The 24925-nt window shown below is 64.2% G+C and carries 8 protein-coding genes; 6 read left to right on the plus strand and 2 right to left on the minus strand.

The genetic code is table 11. The features are described from left to right. Positions 1-22: 22 nt before the first annotated feature. The 3 genes from BKG76_RS14820 (at position 23) to BKG76_RS14830 (ending at position 19103) form a co-directional block, all read left to right on the plus strand. A complete protein-coding gene (locus BKG76_RS14820; protein WP_083338045.1) occupies positions 23-10399 on the plus strand; it encodes a non-ribosomal peptide synthetase in 10377 nt (3458 codons plus the stop codon). Further along, positions 10396-18132, plus strand: a complete 7737-nt coding sequence (locus tag BKG76_RS14825; RefSeq protein ID WP_070938299.1) for a non-ribosomal peptide synthetase — start codon at positions 10396-10398, stop codon at positions 18130-18132. Before BKG76_RS14820 ends, BKG76_RS14825 begins: the two co-directional genes overlap by 4 nt. Positions 18133-18299: 167 nt before the next feature. After that, positions 18300-19103 carry a GAP family protein gene (locus tag BKG76_RS14830; protein WP_070938300.1) on the plus strand — a complete coding sequence of 268 codons (804 nt, stop codon included), beginning with the start codon at positions 18300-18302 and terminating at the stop codon, positions 19101-19103. 6 nt (positions 19104-19109) lie between these two features. Here the strand turns inward: BKG76_RS14830 and BKG76_RS14835 are convergent, their stop codons facing one another. Beyond that, positions 19110-20054, minus strand: a complete 945-nt coding sequence (locus tag BKG76_RS14835; RefSeq protein ID WP_070938301.1) for a GlxA family transcriptional regulator — start codon at positions 20052-20054, stop codon at positions 19110-19112. Between the two features lie 85 nt (positions 20055-20139). On the opposite strand from BKG76_RS14835, the gene BKG76_RS14840 reads away from it, so the two are divergent. Further along, positions 20140-21474 (plus strand): MFS transporter, encoded by a 1335-nt coding sequence (locus tag BKG76_RS14840; RefSeq protein ID WP_109420866.1) that lies wholly within the window; start codon positions 20140-20142, stop codon positions 21472-21474. Here the strand turns inward: BKG76_RS14840 and BKG76_RS24480 are convergent. Beyond that, a complete protein-coding gene (locus tag BKG76_RS24480) occupies positions 21388-21849 on the minus strand; it encodes a CPBP family intramembrane glutamic endopeptidase (RefSeq protein WP_083338047.1) in 462 nt (153 codons plus the stop codon). The two genes, BKG76_RS14840 and BKG76_RS24480, sit on opposite strands and share 87 nt — an antisense overlap. Before the next feature lie 490 nt (positions 21850-22339). On the opposite strand from BKG76_RS24480, the gene BKG76_RS14845 reads away from it, so the two are divergent. Further along, complete coding sequence (locus BKG76_RS14845) at positions 22340-23935, plus strand: TROVE domain-containing protein (RefSeq protein ID WP_070939249.1); 1596 nt, start codon at positions 22340-22342, stop codon at positions 23933-23935. A gap of 131 nt (positions 23936-24066) precedes the next feature. Further along, the gene (locus BKG76_RS14850; RefSeq protein WP_070939250.1) at positions 24067-24831 is read left to right on the plus strand and encodes an acyl-[acyl-carrier-protein] thioesterase; all 765 of its coding nucleotides are present in this window, start codon (positions 24067-24069) and stop codon (positions 24829-24831) included. The last annotated feature ends 94 nt before the right edge of the window (positions 24832-24925 follow it).

A 24925-nucleotide genomic window follows, 5' to 3' on the forward strand; every position in this document is an offset into this window, starting at 1 on the left:
CCTTCGGAGAGGGGGTAGGCGAATGTTGGAGTCTGAGGACCAGGCATTACCGCTTTCACGCGGACAATTGGATATCTGGCTTTCACAGGAAAGTGGTCTGGTTGACGCTGAGTGGCAGCTGGGCCTATTGGTCCGCATCGAGGGAAAAGTAGAACGAGTTCTACTCGAGCAGGCGGTCCGTCAGGCAATCAACGAAGCTGAACCTGCGCGGGCCGCCTTCCTTGAGGTCAATGGTCAGATCGTTCAGAGGGCGATTGACCATTCGGAACTCGTGTTGGCGTTCCACGACGTGCGTGATTCAGAAGATCCTGTCGAGCACGCCCGCCAGATCGCCTCATCGATCCAACGCGCCCTGATGCCGTTGACCGACCAACTGCTGAAATTCGCGTTGATCCGCACGGCGGACGATCAGTACTACATGTTCGGGCTGTGCCATCACATCAACCTGGACGGCCTGGGCATGGCGATCGTCAGCCGCCGAATTGCATCGATCTACTCCGCGCTGGTCGCGGGGGATCCGATTCCCGACGCCTACTTCGGCACCCTGAAGGATCTGGTCGATCTGGAGGCAGAGTACGAAGCCTCCGCCGACTACACAGAGGATCAGGAGTACTGGAGCCGTAACCTTCCGCCGGACAGCGGCCTTGATCCCCGCCCGCCTCATGCCCACGAGGGCCATGAGGGTTACACGCCGACAGCCTCGGTTCAGATCGATGACGCCGTAGTCGGCGAAATCAAAGACTTGACAAAGGCTTTGCGTGTTCGCCGGTACTCGGTTATCACCGCGGCCTGCGCGTTGTTGGTGCGCGGATGGTCCACGAGCGGGTCGGAAGTGGCGCTTGACTTCCCGGTCAGCCGACGTGTTCGTCCCGAGTCGAAGACACTTCCGGGCATGCTGGCCGGCGTGGTGCCGCTGGTGCTCAGTGCACCGCCGGAATCCACCGTCGCCGAATTCTGCCAGCACGTTGATGTACGCATTCGCGAACTGCTGAAGCATCAACGGTTCCCGGCGCACATTCTCGATGGCGGCGAATTCGGTCTCCGGGGCCCCCGGCAGGCGGGAAATCGCGTCGCCATCAACTTCATCCCCATGCGACTCACCCTGGATCTCGCCGGTGTGCCCGCCACGGCGACCTACACCAACCACGGCCCCATGGGGCACTTCGGACTCTTCTTTATCGGGGCCAGTGACCAACTACTCCTGAGCACCTCGGGTGACGGACTGCCGTTCTCGAAATTCGGAGTGCCGAACCTGGCGAGCCGGTTACAACGGCTCCTGTCGGAGATGGCCGCCGATCCAGATCGGCGGCTTTCTTCGCTGGATTCCCTGGTCGACGATGAGCTCGAGCGCTTGGCCGAGGTCGGTAACCGGGGTGTTCTGGCGGCGCCGGCAGCCAAGCGGGTATCGATTCCCGAGCTGTTGGCCACGCACGTGGCTGCCAATCCCGATGCGGCGGCACTGACCTTCGCGGATAGCACGCTGACGTACCGCGAGCTCGATGAGGCCGCCGATCGTCTCGCCAGTCATCTTGCGAATCAGGGTGTAGGCCCTGGTGAGCGAGTCATCTTGTTCTCGGACCGGTCGGCTCACGCGGTCATCGGGATTCTTGCCGTGTTGAAGACCGGCGCAGCGTACCTGCCGATCGACCCGGCGGTGCCCGCATCGCGCCTGGAATTCATCGTGGGGGATGCAGCGCCGCGCGCGGCGATCACCACGACCGATCTCAGTGCACGGCTCGACGGTTTCGGCCTCACCGTCATCGACCTCGATGCCTCGGAGAATTACGGAACCGACGTCCATTCGGGAACGGTGCCGTCGGCTCCCGCAGCGGATGACATCGCGTACATCATCTACACCTCGGGTACCACCGGTGCCCCCAAGGGTGTGGCTGTCACCCACCACAACGTCACTCAATTGATGTCGTCGCTGGACGCCGGTCTGCCCAACCCCGGCGTATGGCCGCTGTGCCACTCGTTGGCATTCGATGTCTCGGTGTGGGAGATCTGGGGTGCGCTGCTGCGCGGTGGCCGGCTGGTCGTGGTACCCGAATCCGTCACCGCCTCTCCCTCCGACTTCCACGATGTCTTGGTCACCGAGCAGGTCACTGTGCTTACCCAGACGCCGTCGGCGGTGGCGATGTTGTCGCCTGAGGGCCTCGAATCCACGGCGCTCGCGGTGGTGGGCGAGGCGTGCCCCGCCACGGTCGTCGATCGGTGGGCGCCCGGCCGAGTGATGATCAACGCGTACGGCCCGACCGAGACCACCATGTGCGTGGCGATCAGCGCTCCTCTCAAGGCAGAGTCTCCGGATTCCGTGGTTCCCATCGGCTCACCAGTGCCTGGTGCGGCGCTTTTCGTGCTCGACACCTGGCTGCAACCGGTGCCGGCCGGTGTCGTCGGCGAACTGTATGTTGCCGGTGACGGCGTCGCATGCGGATATATAGGTCGTTCAGACCTGACGGCCTCACGCTTTGTCGCATGCCCGTTCGGTGAGCCCGGCTCCCGCATGTATCGCACCGGCGACCTGGTGTTGTGGGGCGACGACGGCCAACTGCAGTACCTGGGCCGCGCCGACGAGCAGGTCAAGATTCGCGGCTACCGCATCGAACTCGGTGAGGTCCAGTCCGCGTTGGGTGCCCTCGACGGAGTGGACCAGGCGGCGGCGATCGTGCGCGAGGACCGCCCCGGCGACAAGCGCCTGGTCGGCTATGTGACGGGCAGCGCGGACCCCATCGAGGTACGCAGCATTCTGGCCAAACGTCTTCCGCCGTACATGGTTCCGGCCGCGGTGGTGGTGCTCGAGGCGCTGCCGCTGACGTCCAACAACAAATTGGACATCCGCGCGCTGCCGGCTCCCGAGTACGGCGGTCTCGGCGCTGAATACCGTGCGCCGGGTACCGCGGTGGAGGAGATCCTCGCCGGCGTCTACGCGCAGGTCCTCGGTGTTGAGCGAGTGGGCGTCGACGACTCGTTCTTCGATCTGGGCGGCGACAGTATTCTGTCGATGCAGGTGGTTGCCCGTGCTCGCGCGGCGGGAGTGCTGTGCCGCCCGCGCGATGTCTTCATCGAGCAGACGGTGTCGCGGTTGGCCGTGGTGGCCGAAATCACCGGCGGGGAAGCCTATGTGGCCGATGAAGGCGTCGGCCCCGTGGCGGCCACCCCGATCATGCGCTGGCTGCGCGACATTGAGGGCCCGATCGCCGAGTTCAATCAGACACTCGTCATCCAGGCGCCTTCCGCGGTGACCGAGGACGACGTGGTCGTCGTATTACAGGCGCTGTTGGACCGGCATGCCACCCTGCGTCTACGTGCGCAGGACAATTCGGGTGAATGGTCGCTACATGTTCCGGATGTGGGAGCGGTAGATGCCCGCGACCGCCTTCATATCGCCGACGCGTTGTCGGATGAGGCATTGGTGGCCGCTCGCACGGGGCTCGATCCGGCTACCGGCGCGATGCTCAGCGCGGTATGGGTTCCGGCCACCGCGCAACTGGCACTGGTGATTCATCACCTTGCCGTCGATGGCGTCTCGTGGCGAATCCTGCTGGAAGACTTGAATATTGCGTGGGCACAGCACCATGGCGGCGCCGGTGTGGAGCTGCCGGTCGGCGGGACGTCCTTCGCGCGCTGGTCTGCACTGCTGGCAGAACATGCGGTTGCCGCAGATGTGGTTGAGCACGCCGATGCATGGCGGCAGGTCCTTACGACGCCGGCTCGTGTGCCCGCGGTGCAACCAGCGGTCGACACCTACGCCAACGCCGGGCGGTTGTCCGTCTCGCTGGACTCCGAGACCACCCGGCAACTGCTGGGTGAGGTACCTGCGGCATTTCACGCTGGAGTGCAAGACATTCTGCTGATCGCGTTCGGACTGGCCTGGAACGAATTCCTCGGCACCCGGGGCGCCTCCATCGCCTTCGATATCGAAGGTCATGGTCGTCAGGAGGAGGTCGGCGACGCCGTTCATCGCCGTATCGACCTATCGCGCACGATCGGATGGTTCACCACCAAGTATCCGGCTTCGATTGCGGTGGGCGAGCTTTCGTGGGCGCAGGTGGCCGCGGGGGAGGCTTCCCTCGGCGACGTGATCAAGTCCGTCAAGGAACAGTTGCGTGCCTTGCCCGACGGATTGACCTACGGGCTGTTGCGTTACCTGAATCCCGACGTGGAGTTGTCCGGGGCGGAGCCGACCATCGGGTTCAACTACCTCGGGCGGCTGGGCGCGGGCGCTGCCGAACTCTCCGAGGACTTCTGGCGGATCAGTGACGACAGCTTGTCGATGGCCGATGTGGCTGCGGCTATTTCGATGCCGCTGGCGCATTCGGTGGAGCTCAACGCCGGCATCTTCGAGACACATTCGGATGCCTCGAGCGGTCCGGAGCTTCGCGCCAACTGGGCGTGGGCGCCATCAGCGCTGGACGGTGCGCAAGCGGATCGTCTGAGCCAGCTGTGGTTCGAAGCCCTGGTTGGAATCTGCGCCCATGTGCGTTCTGGCGGAGGCGGATTGACGCCTTCCGATCTGGCGCCTGCGCGACTGAATCAGCAGCAAATCGATGCCCTGGTACAACAGTACGAGATCGCCGATGTGCTCCCGCTGACCCCACTGCAGCAAGGGCTGCTGTTCCAGGCTGGATTCGCAGAGGCCACCGGAGATTCCACCGAGGACGACGTCTACGCGGTGCAGTTGGCGCTTACCGTGACCGGTGCACTCGATGCCGTTCGTCTGCGCGATGCCGTGCACACAGTGGTGAAACGCCACCCCAACCTGGCAGTCCGCTTCAGTGAGGAATACGGGGAGCCGGTACAGATCATCTCCGCGGAGCCCGTAATCGCCTGGCAGCATGTCGAACTGGCCGGCGAAGCCGATGAGCGGATCGAGGAGCTGTCCGCCTCTGAACGTGCGGCGGTTTGCCGGTTGTTCACCGAGCCGGTCTTCCGGGCAACGCTCATCTCGGGGGTTGGTGACGCCGAAGATGGTGGAGTAAGCAAGCATCGACTCTTGTTGACCGCACATCACATCGTGATCGACGGCTGGTCGTTGCCGATCCTGCTGCAAGAGATCTTCAGCGTCTACTACGGGCAGCGCTTGCCTTCGCCCGCCCCCTATCGCAACTTCGTCACGTGGCTGGCAGGGCAGGATCGCGTTGCGGCGCAATCGGTATGGGGGAAAGCCCTCGACGGTTTCGAGACCCCCACGCTGGTGGGCTCGCTCGCCACCGCAGGCCGCCGGGGAGTTGAGTCCTACCGCATCTCCGAGGACGTCACGCAGTCCTTGGCTGAGCTGGCCCGAGCGCAACGCACCACCGTCAACACGGTTCTGCAGGCGGGCTGGGCTCAAGTGCTGACCTGGCTGACCGGTCAGCACGATGTGGCGTTCGGCACCGCGGTATCGGGACGCCCCGCCGACTTGGCGGGAGCCGACTCGATGGTGGGTCTGCTGATCAACACGGTGCCGGTGCGTGCGAACATCACCGCGGCCACCACCGTTGCCGATCTACTGGATCAGTTGCAGCGGATGCACAACGAGACCGTCGAGCACGAGCACTTGGCGCTCAACGAGATTCATCATGCAATCGGCCTCGACAGGCTTTTCGACACGTTGTTCGTCTACGAGAATTACCCGATCGACGCCGACGCGTTGTTGGGTGCGCGAGAACTCGGCATCACCGATTTCAGCAGCCGTGAATACAACCACTACCCGTTGTCGGTCGTGGCGATGCCGGGCAATGAACTGGGCCTGCGCGTCGAGTTCGATACCGCTGTCTTCGAGTTGGCGGATATCGAGACCGTTGTCGACAAGTTCCGTCAGGTACTGACGGCCATGACCGCGGATCCGGCGACCCGGTTGTCATCCATCGATCTGCTCGATGCCGGTGAACACGACCGGTTGGACAAATGGGGCAACCGTGCGGTGCTCACCCGACCGGAGCCCGCGCTGACATCGATTCCGGAGCTCTTCGCCGCGCAGGTCGCACGCGCCCCCGAGGCAATTGCGATCACCTGCGGTGAACGTTCCTGGAGCTACGGTGAATTGGACGCAACAGCCAACCGGTTGGCGAACCACTTGGTGACTCGTGGCGCTCGCCCGGGCGAGCGAGTGGCACTGCTGCTTCCTCGCACCGGTGAGGCCATCGCGGCCATCCTGGCCGTGCTCAAAACCGGAGCGGCGTACCTGCCGATCGACCCGGCGCACCCGGACTCGCGCGTCGAGTTCGTGTTGGGTGATGCCGCGCCTGTCGTCGCTGTCACCACTGCCGATCTGATGCCACGGCTCGGCGCTTCGGGCGTGCCTGTGCTCGATATCAACGACCCGGCGGTAAGCCAGCAGAGCGACACCGCGTTGCTTGGTCCAGCGGTCGACGACATTGCGTACATCATCTACACCTCGGGAACCACCGGTGCGCCCAAGGGTGTGGCGGTGACCCATCGCAACGTCGCACAACTGCTGGAATCGCTGGACGCGGAACTGGCTTTGGGCCAGGTCTGGACGCAATGCCACTCGCTGGCCTTTGACTACTCGGTGTGGGAAATCTGGGGTGCGCTGTTGTACGGCGGACGGTTGCTCGTCGTACCCGACGCGATTGTCCGGTCGCCGGAAGACCTGCATGCCATGCTTGTCAGCGAGCAGGTCAGCGTGCTGAGCCAGACGCCTTCGGCGTTCTACGCGTTGCAGACCGCTGACGCGCTGCAGCCCGAAATGGGTCAGCAGCTCAAATTGCAGACCGTGGTATTCGGTGGCGAAGCTCTTGAACCACAGAGGCTTTCGCCCTGGTTCGACAGCCATCCGGGGCTGCCGCGCATGATCAACATGTACGGCATCACAGAGACGACTGTTCACGCCTCCTTCCGGGAGATCGGCGACGGTGACGTGGACAGCAACAGCAGTCCGATCGGCGTGCCACTGGAGCATCTCGCCTTCTTCGTGCTCGACGGCTGGCTCCGGCAGGTGCCGGTGGGCGTGGTCGGTGAGTTGTATGTGGCAGGTTCCGGGCAGGCGAGCGGATACCTGGGCCGTTCGGATCTGACGACAACCCGTTTTGTCGCATGCCCATTCGGCGCGCCCGGATCGCGGATGTATCGCACCGGAGACCTGGTGCAGTGGGGTGAAGACGGACAGCTGCGTTACGTCGGACGTGCCGACAAGCAAGTCAAGATCCGTGGATACCGCATCGAACTCGGTGAGGTCCATGCGGCATTGGCTCGCGTGGAGGGCGTGGACCAAGCGGCGGTGATCGCTCGTGAGGACCGTCCTGGCGACAAGCGGCTGGTGGGCTACATCACCGAATCGATAGCTGGCACTTTGGATCCGGCCGCGGTGCGGGCCACGCTGGCGGAACGTCTGCCGGCCTACATGGTCCCGGCGGCCGTGGTGGTGTTGGATTCGTTGCCGTTGACGGTGAACGGCAAGCTCGATACCCGTGCGCTGCCGGCGCCGGAGTTCCAGGATGCGGACCATTATCGAGCGCCCGAGGACGCGGTCGAGGAGATCCTGGCGGGCATCTACGCCCAGGTGCTCGGTGTCGAGCAGATCGGCGTGGATGATTCCTTCTTTGATCTTGGTGGAGACAGCATTTCGTCCATGCAGGTGGTGGCCCGTGCCCGGGCCGCCGGCCTGCTGCTGCGGCCGCGAGACATCTTTGTCGAACAAACCGTGGCACGCCTGGCTCAGGTTGCCGTGTTCGCCGACGGCGAGACCGGCGTGGTCGATGCGGGCACCGGAGCGGTTGTTGCGACCCCGATCATCCGTTGGCTGCACGGGCTCGGCGGTGATGTCGAGGAGTTCAATCAGACTGTCGTACTGCAGGCTCCCGCCGGAGTCACCGAGGACGATGTGGTGACCGTGCTGCAGGCCCTGCTGGACAGGCACGCCACGTTGCGACTGCGTGCCGAAGACGACGGTGGCCAGTGGTCTCTGCTGATTCCGGAGGCGGGAACGGTAGATGCCCGCGAGTGCCTGCTGGCTGTGGAGACGTTTACCGATGAGGCGCTGAGCCAGGCGCGGTCGCGGTTGAACCCCGCCACCGGGTCGATGCTGAGTGCGCTGTGGGAGAGCGGCAAGAACCGGCTGGTTCTGATCATTCACCACCTGGCGGTGGATGCGGTCTCGTGGCGAATTCTTTTGGAAGACTTCAATATCGCCTGGGCACAGCATCACGGCGAGCAGCCGGTGGAACTGCCTTCGGGCGGAACGTCATTTGCACGCTGGGCAACTCTGCTCGATCAGCACGCGCATGCCGCGGACGTGACCGCGTTGGCTGACGCCTGGCGGCAGGTGGAGGCGATCCCGGCGGCGTTGCCTGCGGTGCATCCCACCATGGATACCTACGCCAGTGCGGGGCAGTTGTCGGTGTCGCTCGACGCCGACCTCACCCGTGAGCTGTTGGGTGAGGTGCCCACCGCCTACCACGCCGGGGTGCAGGACATTCTGCTGATTGCTTTCGCCTTGGCATGGAACGAGTTCCTCGGCTCGGCTGGAGCACCGATCGGTATTGACGTCGAAGGCCATGGCCGCCAAGAAGAATTCGCCGGGGATGCGGATCTCTCCCGCACGGTCGGCTGGTTCACCAGCAAGTACCCGGTGTCGTTGGCGGTGGGCGAACTGTCCTGGGCGCAGGTGGTGGCCGGTGACTCCGCGCTGGCGCCGGTGATCAAGGACGCCAAGGAACAACTGCGCGCGCTGCCGGACGGCTTGACCTACGGTCTGTTGCGGTATCTCAATCCCGATGTTGAGGTGGTGGGGCCGGATCCGTCGATCGGCTTCAACTATTTGGGCCGGCTCGGTGCCGGTGGGGCCGAGCTCTCCGACGACCTCTGGCGGATCGACCAGGATGGGGTGGCGATCACCGCCGCCGCGACATCGGTGCCCACGCCGTTGGGGCACACCGTCGAACTCAACGCCGGCGTCATGGAAGACGCCGATGCGGGTCCGCAATTGCATGCGACATGGACGTGGGCGCTATCAGCCTTGAGTCACAACCAGATTGATCGGATCAGCCGACTTTGGTTCGACTCGCTGGCAGGAATCTGCGCGCACGTGCGTGCCGGCGGCGGAGGGCTGACGCCTTCGGATGTTGTGCCAGCGCAGCTGACCCAACAGCAGATCGATCAGCTGGACGAGCAGTACGAGATCGCAGACGTGTTGCCGCTGACGCCGTTGCAGCAGGGATTGTTGTTCCACTCGAACCTGGCGCCAGAGGCGATGGAGGGCAGCGACGACCTGTACGCCGTACAGCTCGATGTGGCCTTGAGCGGACCGCTCGATCCCAAGCGGTTGCATGAGGCCGTGCGCTCCGCGATCAAGCGCCGTCCGAATGTGGTCGCCACCTTCTACGAAGAGTTCGGCGCGCCAGTGCAGCTCATCCCCGCAGATCCCGAGTTGGCTTGGCAATACGTCGAGTTGGACGGCGAGGGTGATGTCGAAGATAGGGTCGAGCGGCTGGCGGCTGCGGAACGGAGCGCGGTCTGCGATCTGATGGGCCAACCGCCCTTCAGGGCCGCGCTGGCCCGGACCGGGGCGGACGAGTATCGATTCCTGCTCACCAATCACCACATCGTGCTTGATGGGTGGTCAAAGCCGATCCTGCTGCAGGAGATATTCGCAAGCTACTTCGGCGAGCGGCTGCCGGCTCCGGTCGCCTATCGCCGGTTTGTCAGCTGGCTGTCCGGACAGGACAACAGCACTGCCCGATCGGCGTGGGGCAAGGTCTTCGAAGGTTTCGAGACCCCGACGTTGGTGGGGCCGCCGGGCCGAATGGTGCTGGGACGGCGAGGGGTTGAGTCCTTCGTTGTGTCTGCCGAGACCACCCAGGCGCTCGGCGAGCTCGCTCGCTCCTGCCGCACGACGGTCAGTACGGTGCTGCAGGCCGCGTGGGCTCAGCTGCTGATGTGGCTGACGGGTCAGACCGACGTCGCGTTTGGTACCGCGGTGTCGGGCCGGCCGACCGATCTCGTCGGGGCGGAATCGATGGTGGGTCTGTTGATCAACACGGTTCCGGTCCGAGCGACCATCACCTCGGCCACCACCATCGCGGGCCTGCTGAACCAGCTGCAGGGCGCCTACGGTGAGACGTTGGAGCATCAGCACCTGGCGCTCAACGAGATTCACCATGCTGTCGGGCATGATCTGCTGTTCGACACAATGTTCGTCTACGAGAACTACCCCATCGACACGGCTGCACTGTCTCGCGTGCACGAATTGTCCATCACGGGGTTCAGTAATCGCGAGTACAACCACTACCCACTCGCGGTCCAGGCCACGCCTGGCCATGAGTTGGGTCTGCGCGTCGAATTTGACACCGATGTCTTCAGCGCCGTCCGAATTGGAAAGTTGGTCAAGAGGTTCCAGCGGGTGCTGGAAGCCATGACATCCGATGTTAAAGGGAAGAAGAAGGAGCCAACATGAGCGCCGATCCCACCCGGACTTTGTTGTCGATGGATCTTCTCGACGACGACGATCACGACCGACTCGACGAATGGGGTAACCGCGCGGTGCTCACCGAGCCCGCCGCCGAACCCGTCTCGATCCCGGTGTTGTTCGCAGTCCAGGTGGAGCGCGCGCCGGAGACCGTCGCGCTGGTGTGCAGGGACAGGTCCTGGACATACCGTGAGCTGGATCAGGTCACCAATCGCATCGCCCACGTGCTGGCGAGCAATGGTGCCGGTCCAGGAGAGGTTGTGGGACTGCTGGTTCCACGTTCAGGCGAGGCGATCGTCGGGCTTTTGGCGGTGCTCAAGACAGGGGCCGCATACCTGCCGATCGACCCCGCTCATCCCGACGAGCGCATCAAGTTCATGGTGTCGGATGCGGGACCGGTGGCGGTGCTCACCACGGCCGAACTGGGCTCACGATTCGATGGGCTCGACGTGGGCGTCATCGAAATCGACGATCCGCTGATCGACGGTCAGCCCAGTTCCGCGCTGCCCGTACCGCAGCACGATGACCTCGCCTACATGACGTATACCTCGGGCACCACCGGTATTCCCAAAGCGGTTGCGGTTACTCATCACAACGTGACGCAGTTGGTGGACGCGGTACGTGCCGACCTGCCCGCTGGGCCGGGTCAGGTTTGGTCGCAATGGCATTCGTTGGTCTTTGACGTATCGGTGTGGGAAATCTGGGGTGCGTTGCTGCACGGCGGCCGCCTGGTGGTGGTTCCCGAATCTGTGGCGTCGTCGCCCGATGACCTCCACGAGCTGTTGATCAGCGAGAAAGTCAGCGTGCTGTGCCAAACCCCCTCGGCCGCAGGGATGTTGTCACCGGACCGGCTGGAGTCGACGACGCTCATCGTCGCAGGTGAGGCGTGCCCGACCGAGCTGGTGGATCGGTGGGCCACCAGCGGACGCACAATGATCAATGCCTACGGCCCCACCGAGGCCACGATCTATGCGGCAATGAGTGGACCGCTCACACCGGGTTCGGGCGTCGCGCCCATCGGATCACCGGTGCCCGGAGCGGCATTGTTCGTGTTGGACAAGTGGCTGCGGCCGGCACCCGAGGGCGTGGTCGGCGAGCTGTACGTGGCGGGTAACGGCGTGGCGCCCGGGTATGCGCACCGATCGGGTCTGACCGCATCGCGTTTCCTTGCTTGCCCGTTCGGTGGGCCAGGTTCCCGGATGTACCGCACCGGGGATCTGGTGCAGTGGGGTGAAGACGGTCAGCTGCAATACCTGGGCCGCGCGGACGAGCAGGTCAAGATCCGTGGCTACCGCATCGAACTGGGGGAGATCCAGGCGGCACTGTCGCGGCTCGACGGTGTGGAGCAGGCGGTAGTGATCGCCCGCGAAGATCGTCCGGGCGACAAGCGGCTGGTCGGTTACATCATGGGGACCGCCGATCCGGTCGAGGCGCGCACCGCGCTCGCCGAAAGACTGCCCGCGTACATGGTTCCGGCTGCGGTGGTGGTGTTGGAGGCGCTGCCGCTGACCGTGAATGGCAAGCTGGACAAGCGTGCCCTGCCGGCGCCCGAATATCGCAGTGTCGGGACCGATTACCGCGCGCCGTCGGGCCCGGTCGAGAAGATCTTGGCCGATATCTATGCCCAGGTTCTCGGGGTCGACCGCGTGGGTGTGGACGAGTCGTTCTTCGATCTCGGCGGCGACAGCATCCTGTCGATGCAGGTGGTGTCGCGGGCGCGCGCGGCGGGTGTGCTGTGCCGGCCACGTGACATCTTCGTCGAGCAGACGGTAAGTGCGGTGGCGGCGGTGGCCACGCTCTCGGACGGCCAGGCTGGTGTCGTCGACGAGGGCATCGGTCCGGTGCTGGCCACCCCGATCATTCACTGGTTGCAAGGGGTCCAGGGTCCCGTCGATCAGTTCAACCAGACCATCGTGCTGCAGGCTCCGGTCGGCGTCACCGAGGACGATGTCGTCGTCATCCTTCAGGCGCTGCTGGACCGCCATGCCACGCTGAGGCTGCGTGCCGAGACCGACAGTGTCTCCGGGGCCTGGTCGCTTTCCGTCCCGGAGACGGGCGCGATCAACGCACGTGATTGCCTGCGCGTTGCCGACAGCTTGTCTGACGCGGAGCTGGTGGCGGCCCGCTCTCGCCTGAATCCGGCTCACGGCGCGGAGTTGAGCGCGGTGTGGGTTCCCGACTCCCGTCAGCTCGCCCTGATGATTCATCACTTGGCCGTTGATGGTGTGTCATGGCGAATTCTGTTGGAAGACTTGAATATTGCCTGGGCACAGCACCACAGCGGACAGCCGGTCGAGCTCCCTGCCGGCGGGACCTCGTTCGCCCGATGGTCCACACTGCTCGACGAGCACGCACGTTCGGCGGATGTGGTGGCAAGCGCCGACGCCTGGCGGGAGGTGACGGCGGTGCCAGCGGCACTGCCGGCGGTACTGCCCGGATTGGACACCTACGCCACCGCGAAGACGTTGTCGGTTTCGCTCGATACCGAGACCACGCGGGAGCTTCTGAGTGAGGTGCCGGCAGCGTTTCACGCTGGGGTGCAAGACATTCTGCTGATCGCGTTCGGATTGGCATGGAATGAATTCCTGGACTCCAACGCCGCGTCGATCGGCATCGGCGTCGAAGGGCACGGACGCCACGAAGAATTGGCCGACGACGTCGACCTATCACGCACTGTCGGGTGGTTCACCACCAAGTATCCGGTGGCGCTGAGCGTCGGTGGACTCTCCTGGAAGGAAGTTGTCGCCGGGTCCGCCGATTTGGGACCAATTGTCAAGGGCGCCAAGGAACAGCTGCGGGCTCTTCCCGACCCGTTGACCTACGGTCTGCTGCGTTACCTGAATTCGGATGTCGACCTGTCCGGGCCGGAACCGACCATCGGTTTCAACTACCTGGGGCGCCTCGGTGCCGGTGCCGCGGATCTCACCGACGACCTGTGGCGCATCAACGAGGACAGCCTTTCCTCGGCGAGCGTTGCGTCTTCGGTGTCCATGCCGCTGATGTACACCGTCGATCTCAACGCTGGAATCGTGGAGGGCGGCCTCGGTGAAGAGTCCGGCGCACATCTACGCGCCGGCTGGACTTGGGCACCCTCGTCGGTTACCGAACCGCAGGTGCAGCGCCTGAGTCAGTTGTGGTTCGAGGCTTTGGCCGGCATCTGCGCGTACGTGCGCAGTGGCGGCGGCGGGTTGACCCCGTCCGATATCGCTCCGGCTCAGCTGAGTCAGCAGCAGATCGATCAGCTGCACGAGCAGCACAAGATCGTCGACGTGCTGCCGCTGACGCCCATTCAAGAGGGCCTGCTCTTCCACACCACGTTCGCCCGTGCGGCCGGGGTGCTGGAAGGCGACGCGGCCGGAGTCGACTTCTACGCGGTACAACTCGACATCACGGTGACGGGTCTTGTCGATCAGCTTCGGTTGCGCGACGCGGTTCACTCTGTGGTCCGCCGTCACCCGAATCTTGCTGCCCGCTTCTGCACTCAGTTCGGTGACCCGGTCCAGGTGATTCTTGCCGACCCGGTGATCGCGTGGCGGTACCTCGACCTTCGCGGTGACGATCTGACTCCGGATGAGGAGATCCAGCATCTGTGCGCTGCCGAGCGTGCCGCGGTCTGCGACCTCGCCGATCGGCCGACGTTGCGTGCGGCGTTGATCCGCACCGCGGGGAATCAGCATCGGTTCGTCCTGACGTTCCACCACGTCGTGATCGACGGCTGGTCCTTGCCGATCTTGTTGCAGGAGATCTTCGCAAGTTACTTCGGGCAGCGGCTCCCGGCACCGTCGTCGTACCGCAGTTTCGTCAGCTGGCTGGTAGACCAGGATCTCGACGCGGCCCGCGCGGCCTGGGGCAAGGTCTTGGAAGGTTTCGACACCCCCACTCTCGTCGCTCCGCCAGCGCCCCCGGGTGCCAGAGGTGTCGAGTCCTACCGCGTGTCGGCCGAGACCACCCAGGCTCTTGCCGATCTCGCGCGGTCACAACACACCACGATCAGCACGGTGCTCCAGGCCGCGTGGGCACAGCTTCTTATGGTGGTGACCGGTCAGGACGACGTCGCGTTCGGGACGGCGGTGTCGGGGCGGCCAGCGGAGCTTGCCGGATCCGACTCGATCGTGGGTTTGCTCATCAACACGGTGCCCGTGCGGGCGCGTGCCACCGCGACCACCACGGTCGCCGAGCTGCTCGGGCAGCTGCAGAGTGCTCACAACGACACCATTGAGCACGAACACCTGGCACTCAACGAGATTCATCATCTGGCAGGGCACGAGCAACTGTTCGACACCCTGTTCCTGTACGAGAGCTACCCGATCGACACCAGCGCATTCATGGGCGTGCAGGAATTGGCTATCACCGAGTTCGTCACTCGTGAGTACAACCACTATCCGCTGTCGGTGATGGCGCTGCCGGGCCACGAGCTGGGAATCCGTGTCGAGTACGACACCGACAAATTTGACGCGGGCGCCATCGAGGCCGTGTTCGATCGGTTCGAGCGAGTACTGGTCTCCATGGTTGCCGATGCCGACCAACGACTTTCGTCGCTGGACGTGCTGCGGACCGACGAGCACACACAGCTTGATGGTTGGGGCAACCGCAAGGTGTTGGCGCGGGGCGTGGAACCCGTGTTGTCAATTCCGGAGGCATTCGCCCAACAGGTCGACCGCGCCCCAGAGGCGGTGGCGCTGACATTCGACGGCCGCTCGACGACGTACGGCGAGCTCGACGAGGCTGCCAATCGTTTGGCGAATCTGTTGTCGGTGTACGGCGCGGGCCCGGGTGAGTCGGTGGCGCTGTTGATGCCGCGCTCCGATGAGGCGATTGTGGCGATCGTCGCGATTCTCAAGACCGGGGCGTCGTATCTACCGATCGATCCTTCGGTACCGGACACGCGGTTGGAGTTCATGCTGTCCGATGCCGTGCCCATCGCGGCCGTCACGACTGCCGAGCTGCGCACGCGATTCGACGGGTCCGGAGTCTCGGTTGTCCAGTTCGATGATGCCGAGGATGATCCCACCGGCGCCATCTACGGCCATTCGCCGTTGCTTACACCGGCGCCCGATGACATCGCGTACACGATCTACACCTCCGGAACCACCGGTGTCCCCAAGGGTGTCGCTATTGCGCACGGCAACGTGACCCAAGCGCTCAAGTACCCGCTCACCCACATGCCCACCGGGCCTGGCGAGGTCTGGACGCAGGCGGGATCGCTGGTCTTCGACATCACCGTGTGGGAGATCTTCGGGGCGCTGCTGCATGGTGGCCGACTGGTGGTTGTGCCGGATTCGGTCGTTCGGTCGCCCGACGATTTCCGTGATCTGTTGGTCCGTGAAAAGGTCACCGTCTTGTTCCAAACCCCGTCGGCGGTCGGAATGCTGTCGCCGGAGGGACTGGGCGACATGACGTTGATCGTCGCCGGCGAAGCCTGCCCCACGGAGGTAGTGGACAAGTGGGCGCCCGGACGAGTGATGATCAACGGCTACGGTCCTACCGAGACGACGATCTACGCCACGTTTGGTGAGTTGACCGCCGGATCGGGTGTGGTGCCGATCGGTGCCCCCGTGCCCGATGCGGCCCTGTTCGTGTTGGACAGGTGGATGCGGCCGGTGCCACCGGGTGTGGTCGGCGAGTTGTATGTGGCTGGACTTGGTGTGGGCATCGGGTATGTGGGCCGCCAGGCCTTGACCGCCTCGCGGTTTGTCGCCTGCCCGTTCGGCGAGCCGGGAGCGCGCATGTATCGCACCGGAGACCTGGTGCGCTGGGGCGTGTCGGAGTCTTCGGCCGGACAGCTCGAGTATCTGGGCCGCGCCGACGAACAGGTCAAGATACGCGGCTTCCGCATCGAGCTCGGTGAGATCCAGGCGGCGCTTGCTGACCTGGATGGCGTGGAGCAGGCGGCAGTGATCGCTCGCGAAGATCGGCCGGGTGACAAACGCCTAGTCGGGTACTTCATTGGAACGGGTGAGCCGAGCGAGTTGCGCGGTGCACTGGCGAAGCGACTGCCGCCCTATATGGTGCCCGCCGCGGTGGTGTGCTTGGAGGCATTGCCGCTCACGGTCAACGGCAAGCTCGACAAGCGAGCCCTTCCGGCGCCTGAATATGACGACGCTGCCCGATACCGGGCCCCGGCCAATGCTCTCGAAGAGACGGTCGCAGGCATTTATGCGCAGGTATTGGGCGTGGAGCGGGTCGGGACCGACGATTCGTTCTTTGACCTGGGCGGAGACTCGATCTCCGCGATGCGGGTGGTTGCCGCGATCAACTCCTCGCTCGATGCTCAGCTGGGGGTGAGAACCCTCTTCGAGGCGCCATCGGTGCGAAGCCTGTGCGTGTACCTGGATGGCGCGGCAGGCTCCTGGAGCAACGGACCAACGTACGCATCCGTGCATGGACCCGGTGCCTCCGAGGTGAGGGCCAGCGATCTCAAGCTCGACAAGTTCATCGACGAGGCAACGCTGCAGGCGGCCCCGGCGCTACCGCGCGCCGATGCGCGTCCGCGGACGGTGCTGCTGACCGGGGCGACCGGTTTCCTGGGGCGCTACCTCGTGCTGGAATGGCTCAAGGAGCTGGAACAGGTCGACGGCACGCTGATCTGCCTGGTGCGTGCCAAGTCCGACGAAGAAGCACGCCGCCGCCTGGACAAGACGTTCGACAGCGGCGATGCGGAACTGATCCGGGTGTACGAGGCGCTCGCCGCCGACCGGCTGCAGGTGATCGCCGGTGACAAGGCTGAACCCGGCCTCGGTCTGGCGGAAGAGACCTGGCGGCGGCTGGCCGACACCGTCGACCTGATCGTCGATTCCGCGGCACTGGTCAATAGCGTTCTGCCCTACAGCGAGCTGTTCGGACCCAACGTGGTCGGCACCGCGGAGCTGATCCGGTTCGCGCTGACCACGAAGCTCAAGCCGTACACGTTCGTCTCGACGGCCGACGTCGGTCGAGAGATCGACAAGTCGACCTTCGTCGAGGACGCCGATATCCGGCTGATCAGTGCCATTCGGCCTTCCGATGGGAGTTATGCGAACGGCTACGGCAACAGCAAGTGGGCCGGCGAGGTGCTACTCCGCGAAGCCCACGAGCAGGTTGGTTTGCCGGTCACGGTGTTCCGTTCGGGCATGATCATGGTGGGCACCAGCTACGCGGGCCAAGTGAATGCATCCGACACGGTCGCCCGAATGGTGCTGAGCATTGTCGCGACCGGCGTCGCGCCCCACTCCGTGTACCGACTCACCGACGACGGGAATCGTCAGCGCGCGCACTTCGACGGGCTACCCGTGGAATTCGTTGCCGAGGCGATCACCACGCTCGGAGGTCAGGCGGCCGGATCGTCCGCTGGATCGTTCACGGGATTCGAGACCTATCACGTGATGAATCCGCATGACGACGGCATCGGAATCGATGAGTACGTCGATTGGCTGATCGAGGCCGGACACCCGATTGAACGCATCAGCGATTTCAGCGAATGGGTGGAGCGCTTCGAGTCCGGTCTGCACGACTTGCCGGATCATCAGCGCCAAGGCTCCGTGTTGCAGATGCTGAAGATCCTGCAGGATCACGGTTGGGACGGGAATCCGCCGGAACCCTCGCGCGGGTCGATGGCTCCGGCCGACCGATTCCAGGCCGCGGTGCGAGAGGCCAAGATTGGTTCCGGTCACGACATTCCGCGAGTCTCGGCGCCGATCATCGCTAAATATGCGAGCGACTTGCGATTGCATGGATTGCTTTAGCGTGCGAGAAATGGTCGGGGTCGCAACGCAAGCTGTTTCGTGATGGCTAAGTTTTTTGAGCTGCCTTCTGTCGGAATGATTGGCCATCTCACTAATGCAGCCAGCACAATTCGTCGCATTTCAGCTGGCGCTGCCATTCGTGAGCAAACAGAGTAGGGTATATCGACATGTGGCGCGAACTATTGGGGTTGGCATTTTTGATGTCACTCAATCCGGTGCTGCTCGGCCTGATTTTGGTGGTCATCTCACGGCCTCGGCCGGTGCAAAACCTGCTGGCCTTCTGGGTTGGCGCGCTGATGGTGAATGTGCCGTCCTTTGTGATCGCGCTTTTCGCCTTGCATATGGTGCCGAGTTTTGCGTCCTTCGCGAAGAACCTTGCGACGGCGGACCCGGGCTCGTCCGTCAAGCCTCTCCAACTGGGAACCGGCGTGCTGTGCATCGTGCTGGCCGTGGTGATCGCGGTGCGTCTTCGGTCGCGTAAGCGAGAGAATCAGCCTGTCGCCGCCGGCTCGGGTGGGGACTCGTCGGTTTTGGTGCTGGATCCGGAGACTCCGACGGCCGAACCGCGGTCGGTTGGTCGCATCAGGGGTGCGATCGCCGTGGTGGTGGCGAAGTTTCGACGCCTTTTCCATCATGGCAAGGGCGCCTGGGAGAACGGGGCGCTGTGGGTCGCGCTGGTCCTCGGCATCGGATACATGCCTCCGCCGCCGCTGGTACTTCTGGTCGACACCATCATCGTCGGGTCGGGAACCGCGCTGGGTACGCAGGTTCTCGCGGCCGTTGTTTTCGTCTTCGCGATGCTTGTTGTCTTCGAGGTAGCACTCATCAGCTATGTGATCGCGCCGGCGAGAACCCAAGCGATACTCGAACCGATTCACAATTGGGCACTTGCCCACCGGCAATTGGTGTTGCTCATCCTTTTCGCGGTGGTCGGAATCTGGCAAGTGCTGACCGGTGTGGGCATCGTCTAGCCCGATCTAGCCCCGGAATGTCTTCCGGTAGTGGGTAGGACTCATGCCGAAGCCGCGGCGCAGATGATGCCGCAGATTCGCGGCCGAGCCGAGGCCGGATTGCCGCGCCACCTCGTCGACGGCCAGATCGTGTGATTCCAGTAGTGTTCTGGCGCGTTCGACGCGTTGTTGTCGTACCCAGTCGCCGGGGGACAGTCCCGTCTCGTCGCGGAAACGCCGATTGAAGGTCCGCACACTCATCCGGCAATGGTCGGCCAGCTGCTGCACAGTCAACGATTCGGTCAGGTTCTCCAGCGCCCAGTTGCGCGCCGATGCCGTTGAATCCCCGGCGCATTCGGGAAGCGGGCGGTCGATGAACTGTGCCTGACCGCCCTCGCGCCATGGCGGCACCACGCAGTACCGTGCCACCTCGTTGGCCACCGTGGTGCCGTGATCTTGTCGAATGATGTGTAGACACAGGTCGATTCCCGATGCCAGTCCTGCCGAGGTCAGAACGTCCCCGTCGTCGACGAACAGCACGGTCTCGTCCAGCAGCACCCGCGGGTACAACGCGCGGAAGCTGTCGGCCTTGTGCCAGTGGGTGGTGGCGCGGCGGCCGTCGAGCAGGCCCGCGGCGGCGAGGACGAAGGCGCCGGTGCAGATGGACACGATGCGAGTGCCCGGCCGGATGGTGTCGAGGGCGGCCCGTAGATCCTCCGCCAGCTCGCCCTGCAGCCGCGCGGGCGGGTACTGAGTGCCCGGCACGATGACGGTGTCCGCCTGTGCGAGCGCGGCGGACCCCTCCTGCGGGGTGATGGCATAGCCAGAAGTGGTGTGAACCGGCGCCGATGACAACCCGCAGGTGACGACCCGGTAGCGATCGGGGCCGGCCTGACCGAGCATGAGCGACGGGATGGTTGCGTCAAAGCCGATCAGCGGTTCGAGTAGCAGGACGGCCACGAAATGTGCCATGGCACGATCTTTACACCTATTGGCATTTATGCCAATTGTGGTAGTCGAACTCATCGGTCAGCCTTGGCAGGTGACGCAGTACGTGATGCCCGAGATACCCAGCCGCCGGCGACTCCACCCGGCCTGGGCCATCGCCGCTGTGACCTTTGTCGCGGTGCTGGCCGCGGCCGGATTCCGGTCCGTCCCGGGTGTGCTGATGGATCCGCTGCACGCCGAGTTCGGCTGGTCGCACGGCACCATCGGGCTGGCCATGTCGATCAACATGACCTTGTTCGGGCTCACCGCACCGTTCGCGGCCGCTCTGATGGACAAGTTCGGGGTCCGTCCGGTGTTGGCGGCGGCACTCACGCTGATCGCTGCGGGCACATTCCTGGGCGTTTTCATGTCGTCGTCCTGGCAGCTGCTGTTGCTCTGGGGTGTGCTGGTGGGTGTCGGCACCGGGTCGATCTCCATGGGATTCGTGGCCACCATTGCCACCAGGTGGTTCGTCGCGCGGCGCGGGCTGGTGACGGGTGTCCTGACTGCCGCCAGTGCCACCGGCCAGCTCATCTTTCTGCCCCTGGTGGCGGTGGTGACCGGTGCCCACGGCTGGCGATGGGCGTCGGTGATCGTCGCGGCCTCGGCACTTGCCGTGGTTCCTCTGGTCGTGCTGTTCATGCGAAATTTCCCCACGGACAAGGGAGTTGGAGCCTACGGGGCCGATGTTGATGAGCCGGGGAGCGTTCCCGAGGATCGGGGTGGGTTCCGGGCGGCTTTCGAGGGATTGGTGATCGGATCGCGACAACCGGCCTTCTGGCTGTTGGCGGGAAGCTTCGCGATCTGCGGAATGACCACCAATGGGCTGATCGGCACCCACTTCATTCCCGCGGCGCACGATCACGGGATGCCCGCAACAATGGCGGCGAGCCTGCTCGCGCTCATCGGTGTCTTCGACGTCGTGGGGACGGTGTTCTCGGGCTGGCTCACCGACCGCATCGACGGACGTGTTCTTTTGGGCGTGTACTACGTGGGGCGGGGAGTCTCGTTGATGCTGCTGCCCGCCTTGCTTTCTCCGCGGGCCGAGCCGTCCACCTGGGTGTTCATCATCTTTTACGGACTGGACTGGGTGGCCACCGTGCCGCCGACCATCGCGCTGTGCCGCAAGTATTTTGGCGAACGTACACCGGTGGTGTTCGGATGGGTGTTCGCGTCACATCAGCTCGGAGCGGCCGTCGCGGCGGCCGGTGCTGGATGGCTGCGTGACCAACAGGGGAACTACGACACCGCCTTCCGGCTGGCTGCCGGGCTTTGCGTGATCGCGGCGGTGATGTGCCTATCGGTGCGGGACCGGCCGTCAGATCGCCAACATGTCGAGATAGATCAGGTTGACGGCGACGTGAATGGCGATCGGAGCCCAGATGTTTCGGTACCGGCTCCATAGGTAGCCCTGCATCACGCCAAAAGTTCCTTGCACCGCAACGATCGTCGCGAGGTCTACGGTCAGCGTGTCGACATGGACATGTGAGGCGATGTGCATCGCCGCGAAGAGCGTCGATGACGTGGCGACGGCGGGCCAACGGCCAACAAGCGACTCAAGGCGCGTCTGCAGGAATCCGCGGTAGAACACCTCCTCGAGCACGCCCGCCGTCAGCAGGGTGATCAGCGAGACCACGGCCACGGTCACGGGGTCGGGCAGGCTCGCCACTGAGGCGGTAGCGGCGCGGTTGGGCCGAGCCGGGGGAGTGGATATCACTCGCGGTTGTGACCACGCAGGGTTGCCGACAACAGAAATAATCCCTTGGACAGCAGGCGACATGCTCGTACAGTTCCTGGCGAACAACAGAACATCGGTGGTGCGGGCCGGATGTGGATCGGTTAACTACTTGATTCATAGGTCGCGGGTTCGAATCCCGTCAGGGTCTTAGGGACCCTGTAGCTCAGCTTGGTAGAGCCATGACTCCGGTCGGCAGCTCACACGCCCGCACCACCTCCATACAACTGAATGTTTGCAGTGGCGTGATCCGGAATGGATCGGTTACCTCAGGAGCGTGCGGCGACCATGCCCACGCCACAGTGCAAGCAGCGAAACGCTTTTCATGATCCGCGGGGGATGTGCGCCGGACGTCGGCCGGTTATCAATTGGTTATTGGGTTCGAGTCCCGAATCCGGTCGGCACCTTCACACGCCCACATCACCCGCTGATCACCGGTGCGAGCCGGAGATCGCCGGTTATCACTCCCACTGATCAAGATCCGGTGATCAAACATATGCCCGCACCTCACCCCGAGGAAGGAGAGAACACCATGATGGATGTACTGCGCAGGATCAGTAGGCGGCGTACGCCGCAGTCGAGTCCTGCCCATGAGACCCAGATTGCCAACGCGGCGGACGGCTACACGTTCGCCACGGCCGACGACGCCCATCTGCACCGGTTCCTTACCCTCGGGACCTCGGGCGGGACGTACTACACCTCGGCAGAGGCGCTCACTCGTGAGGCCGCCGAGGTGGTATTCCGTGCTGCCGCAACGGATCCGATTCGGCTCGTGCAGCGCATCGTCGAAGTCTCCGAGGCCGGCCGTGCGCCCAAGCAGAACCCGGCCCTTTTCGCGCTGGCCATCGCGGCGTCCTGCGAGGATGTCGATGGTCGTCGTGCGGCATGTGCGGCCCTGCCCGCGGTGGCCCGTACCGGAACGCACCTGTTCCAGTTCGCGAACTACATCGAGCAGTTCCGTGGCTGGGGTCCGGCGCTGAGGCGGTCGGTGGGCAGCTGGTACCTGGACAAGTCCGTTGACCAGCTGGCCTACCAGGTGGTCAAGTACCGGCAACGGGACGGATGGACACACCGTGACCTGCTACGCCTGGCTCACCCCAGGGCGGCGGCGGATGACCGGCGGGCCCTGTTCGAATTCGTGGTCAGGGGCACCGGCACCGCAGAGCTACCCGCGATCGTGCAGGATTTCGTGGCGGCGCAAGCGGCTACGAAGCCCGCGCACTGGGTGGAGATTGTCGGCCGGGGGCACGGACTGTCCTGGGAGATGCTGCCAGACGCCGCGCTCAATCTGCCGGAGGTCTGGGAAGCCTTGCTGGACAAGGGTGTTCCGCAGACGGCGCTCATGCGTCAGCTGCCGCGCCTGACCCGGCTGGGCCTGCTATCGGGTGGCACCGGGCGCGCGGTGGCCGCGCAGCTGCAAGATGCCACCCGGCTCCGCAGGGCGCGGGTGCATCCGGTGAACGTGCTGGTGGCCGCGCGCACCTACGCCTCCGGGCGTTCGGACCGCGGTTCGAGCACCTGGACTCCGGAGCCCCGGATCGTGGATGCGCTGGATACGGCGTTCTACGCCGCGTACGGTGCGGTCGAGCCTTCCGGCAGACGCGTGCTGCTGGCACTCGATGTTTCGGGGTCCATGGACTGCCGGATCTCGGGTATGCCGCTGACCTGCCGCGAGGCATCGACGGCGCTGGCGCTGGTTTCAGTGAACGTCGAAACTGATTATCAGGCAATCGGTTTCACGGCGGGAACAGACTGGCGCAAGCCGGTCGCCACGCAGCTGGACATCACGGCCCGGCGCCGGCTCGATGATGTCTGCCGGTACACCGCCGCGCTGCCCATGGGCGGCACCGACTGTGCGCTGCCGATGGTGTGGGCGCTGAAGAACCGCCTGGAGTTCGATGCGATTCACCTCTACACGGATAACGAGACCTGGTACGGAAACATCCATCCGCACCAGGCGCTTGTCGAGTATCGGCAGAAGATGGGGCTCGAGACCCGTCTGGTGGTCGTTGCGATGACGGGTACCCGCAACACGATCGCGGATCCGTCGGATCCGCGCCAGTTGGATGTTTCTGGGTTCGATTCGGCTGTGCCGCAGCTGTTGTCGGACTTCACCGCGGGCCGGTTGTAGCAGATGCGGCGGGTGCGGTGGCAGATGTTGCCGCACCCGCCGTTTCGGCACCAGCTGTCAGGTGGCGCGGTGGGCAGGTGTGTGATGATCGGGGCGTGAGCAGCGAACCGAGTACCGGCCTCGACAAGGACATGATGCCCGTGCCCCACGCGCATCCCCACGTCTATGAGGGTCGGTGGCCGGTTCGGATGGCTGACGTCGACTCCGGCGGACGGCTGCGGCTGGACGGGGCTGCCCGGCATATCCAGGACATCGGACAAGACCACCTGCGGGGTGTCGAAGCGGAGGAGACCCACCCGCTGTGGATCGTGCGTCGCACCGTCATCGACGTCATCAAGCCGATCGATTTCAAGGAAGCGTTGTGGCTGCGCCGGTGGTGTTCGGCCACCTCGAATCGGTGGTGCCAGATGCGGGTGCGGTTGGACGGCCGCGAGGGCGGGCTCGTCGAATCGGAGGCGTTCTGGATTCACGTCAGCAGTGAGACTCAGGGACCGGCTCGCATCGACGACGACTTTCTCGCCACCGTCGCCTCTACCACTGATGTCGATCGATTGCGCTGGAAGGCCTATAACAAACCAGGGAGCCGGGAGACCGCGACGGATATCCGGGACTTCCCGGTGCGCTTCACCGACATGGACCTGTTCGACCACATGAATAACTCTGTGTACTGGAGCATCGTGGAAGACCACCTCTCGCGAAACCCTGAGCTGCTGTCGGGCCCCTACCGGGTGAGCCTTGAGCACGACTCCGCGGTTTCGCTGGGGGACAAGCTCGAGATCATCACCAATGTCTATGAGGACGGAACCGAGTTCGGTGTCCCAGGTCGCAGTGTTACAACGCTCACATATGTCGTTGGCGACGAGGTGAAGGCCCTCGCCTCGATATTCGCTCGATAACTAGACACGGCGTCGGTCGTTTAACAGTACGAGCGTTCTGAACAGGGAATTGTTGGTTACCGGCCGGTAGCAACAGTACGGGCGTACGATTAGC

The organism is Mycobacteroides franklinii, assembly GCF_001853795.1.
GTDB lineage: Bacteria > Actinomycetota > Actinomycetes > Mycobacteriales > Mycobacteriaceae > Mycobacterium > Mycobacterium franklinii.

What these genes read in the sequence shown, in the direction of transcription:
- BKG76_RS14820 (WP_083338045.1), top strand. Translation starts at nt 23, where the DNA reads ATGTTGGAGTCTGAGGACCAGGCATTACCGCTTTCACGCGGACAATTG.
- BKG76_RS14825 (WP_070938299.1), top strand. Translation starts at nt 10,396, where the DNA reads ATGAGCGCCGATCCCACCCGGACTTTGTTGTCGATGGATCTTCTCGAC.
- BKG76_RS14830 (WP_070938300.1), top strand. Translation starts at nt 18,300, where the DNA reads ATGTGGCGCGAACTATTGGGGTTGGCATTTTTGATGTCACTCAATCCG.
- BKG76_RS14835 (WP_070938301.1), bottom strand. Translation starts at nt 20,054, where the DNA reads ATGGCACATTTCGTGGCCGTCCTGCTACTCGAACCGCTGATCGGCTTT.
- BKG76_RS14840 (WP_109420866.1), top strand. Translation starts at nt 20,140, where the DNA reads ATGCCCGAGATACCCAGCCGCCGGCGACTCCACCCGGCCTGGGCCATC.
- BKG76_RS24480 (WP_083338047.1), bottom strand. Translation starts at nt 21,849, where the DNA reads ATGTCGCCTGCTGTCCAAGGGATTATTTCTGTTGTCGGCAACCCTGCG.
- BKG76_RS14845 (WP_070939249.1), top strand. Translation starts at nt 22,340, where the DNA reads ATGGATGTACTGCGCAGGATCAGTAGGCGGCGTACGCCGCAGTCGAGT.
- BKG76_RS14850 (WP_070939250.1), top strand. Translation starts at nt 24,067, where the DNA reads ATGATGCCCGTGCCCCACGCGCATCCCCACGTCTATGAGGGTCGGTGG.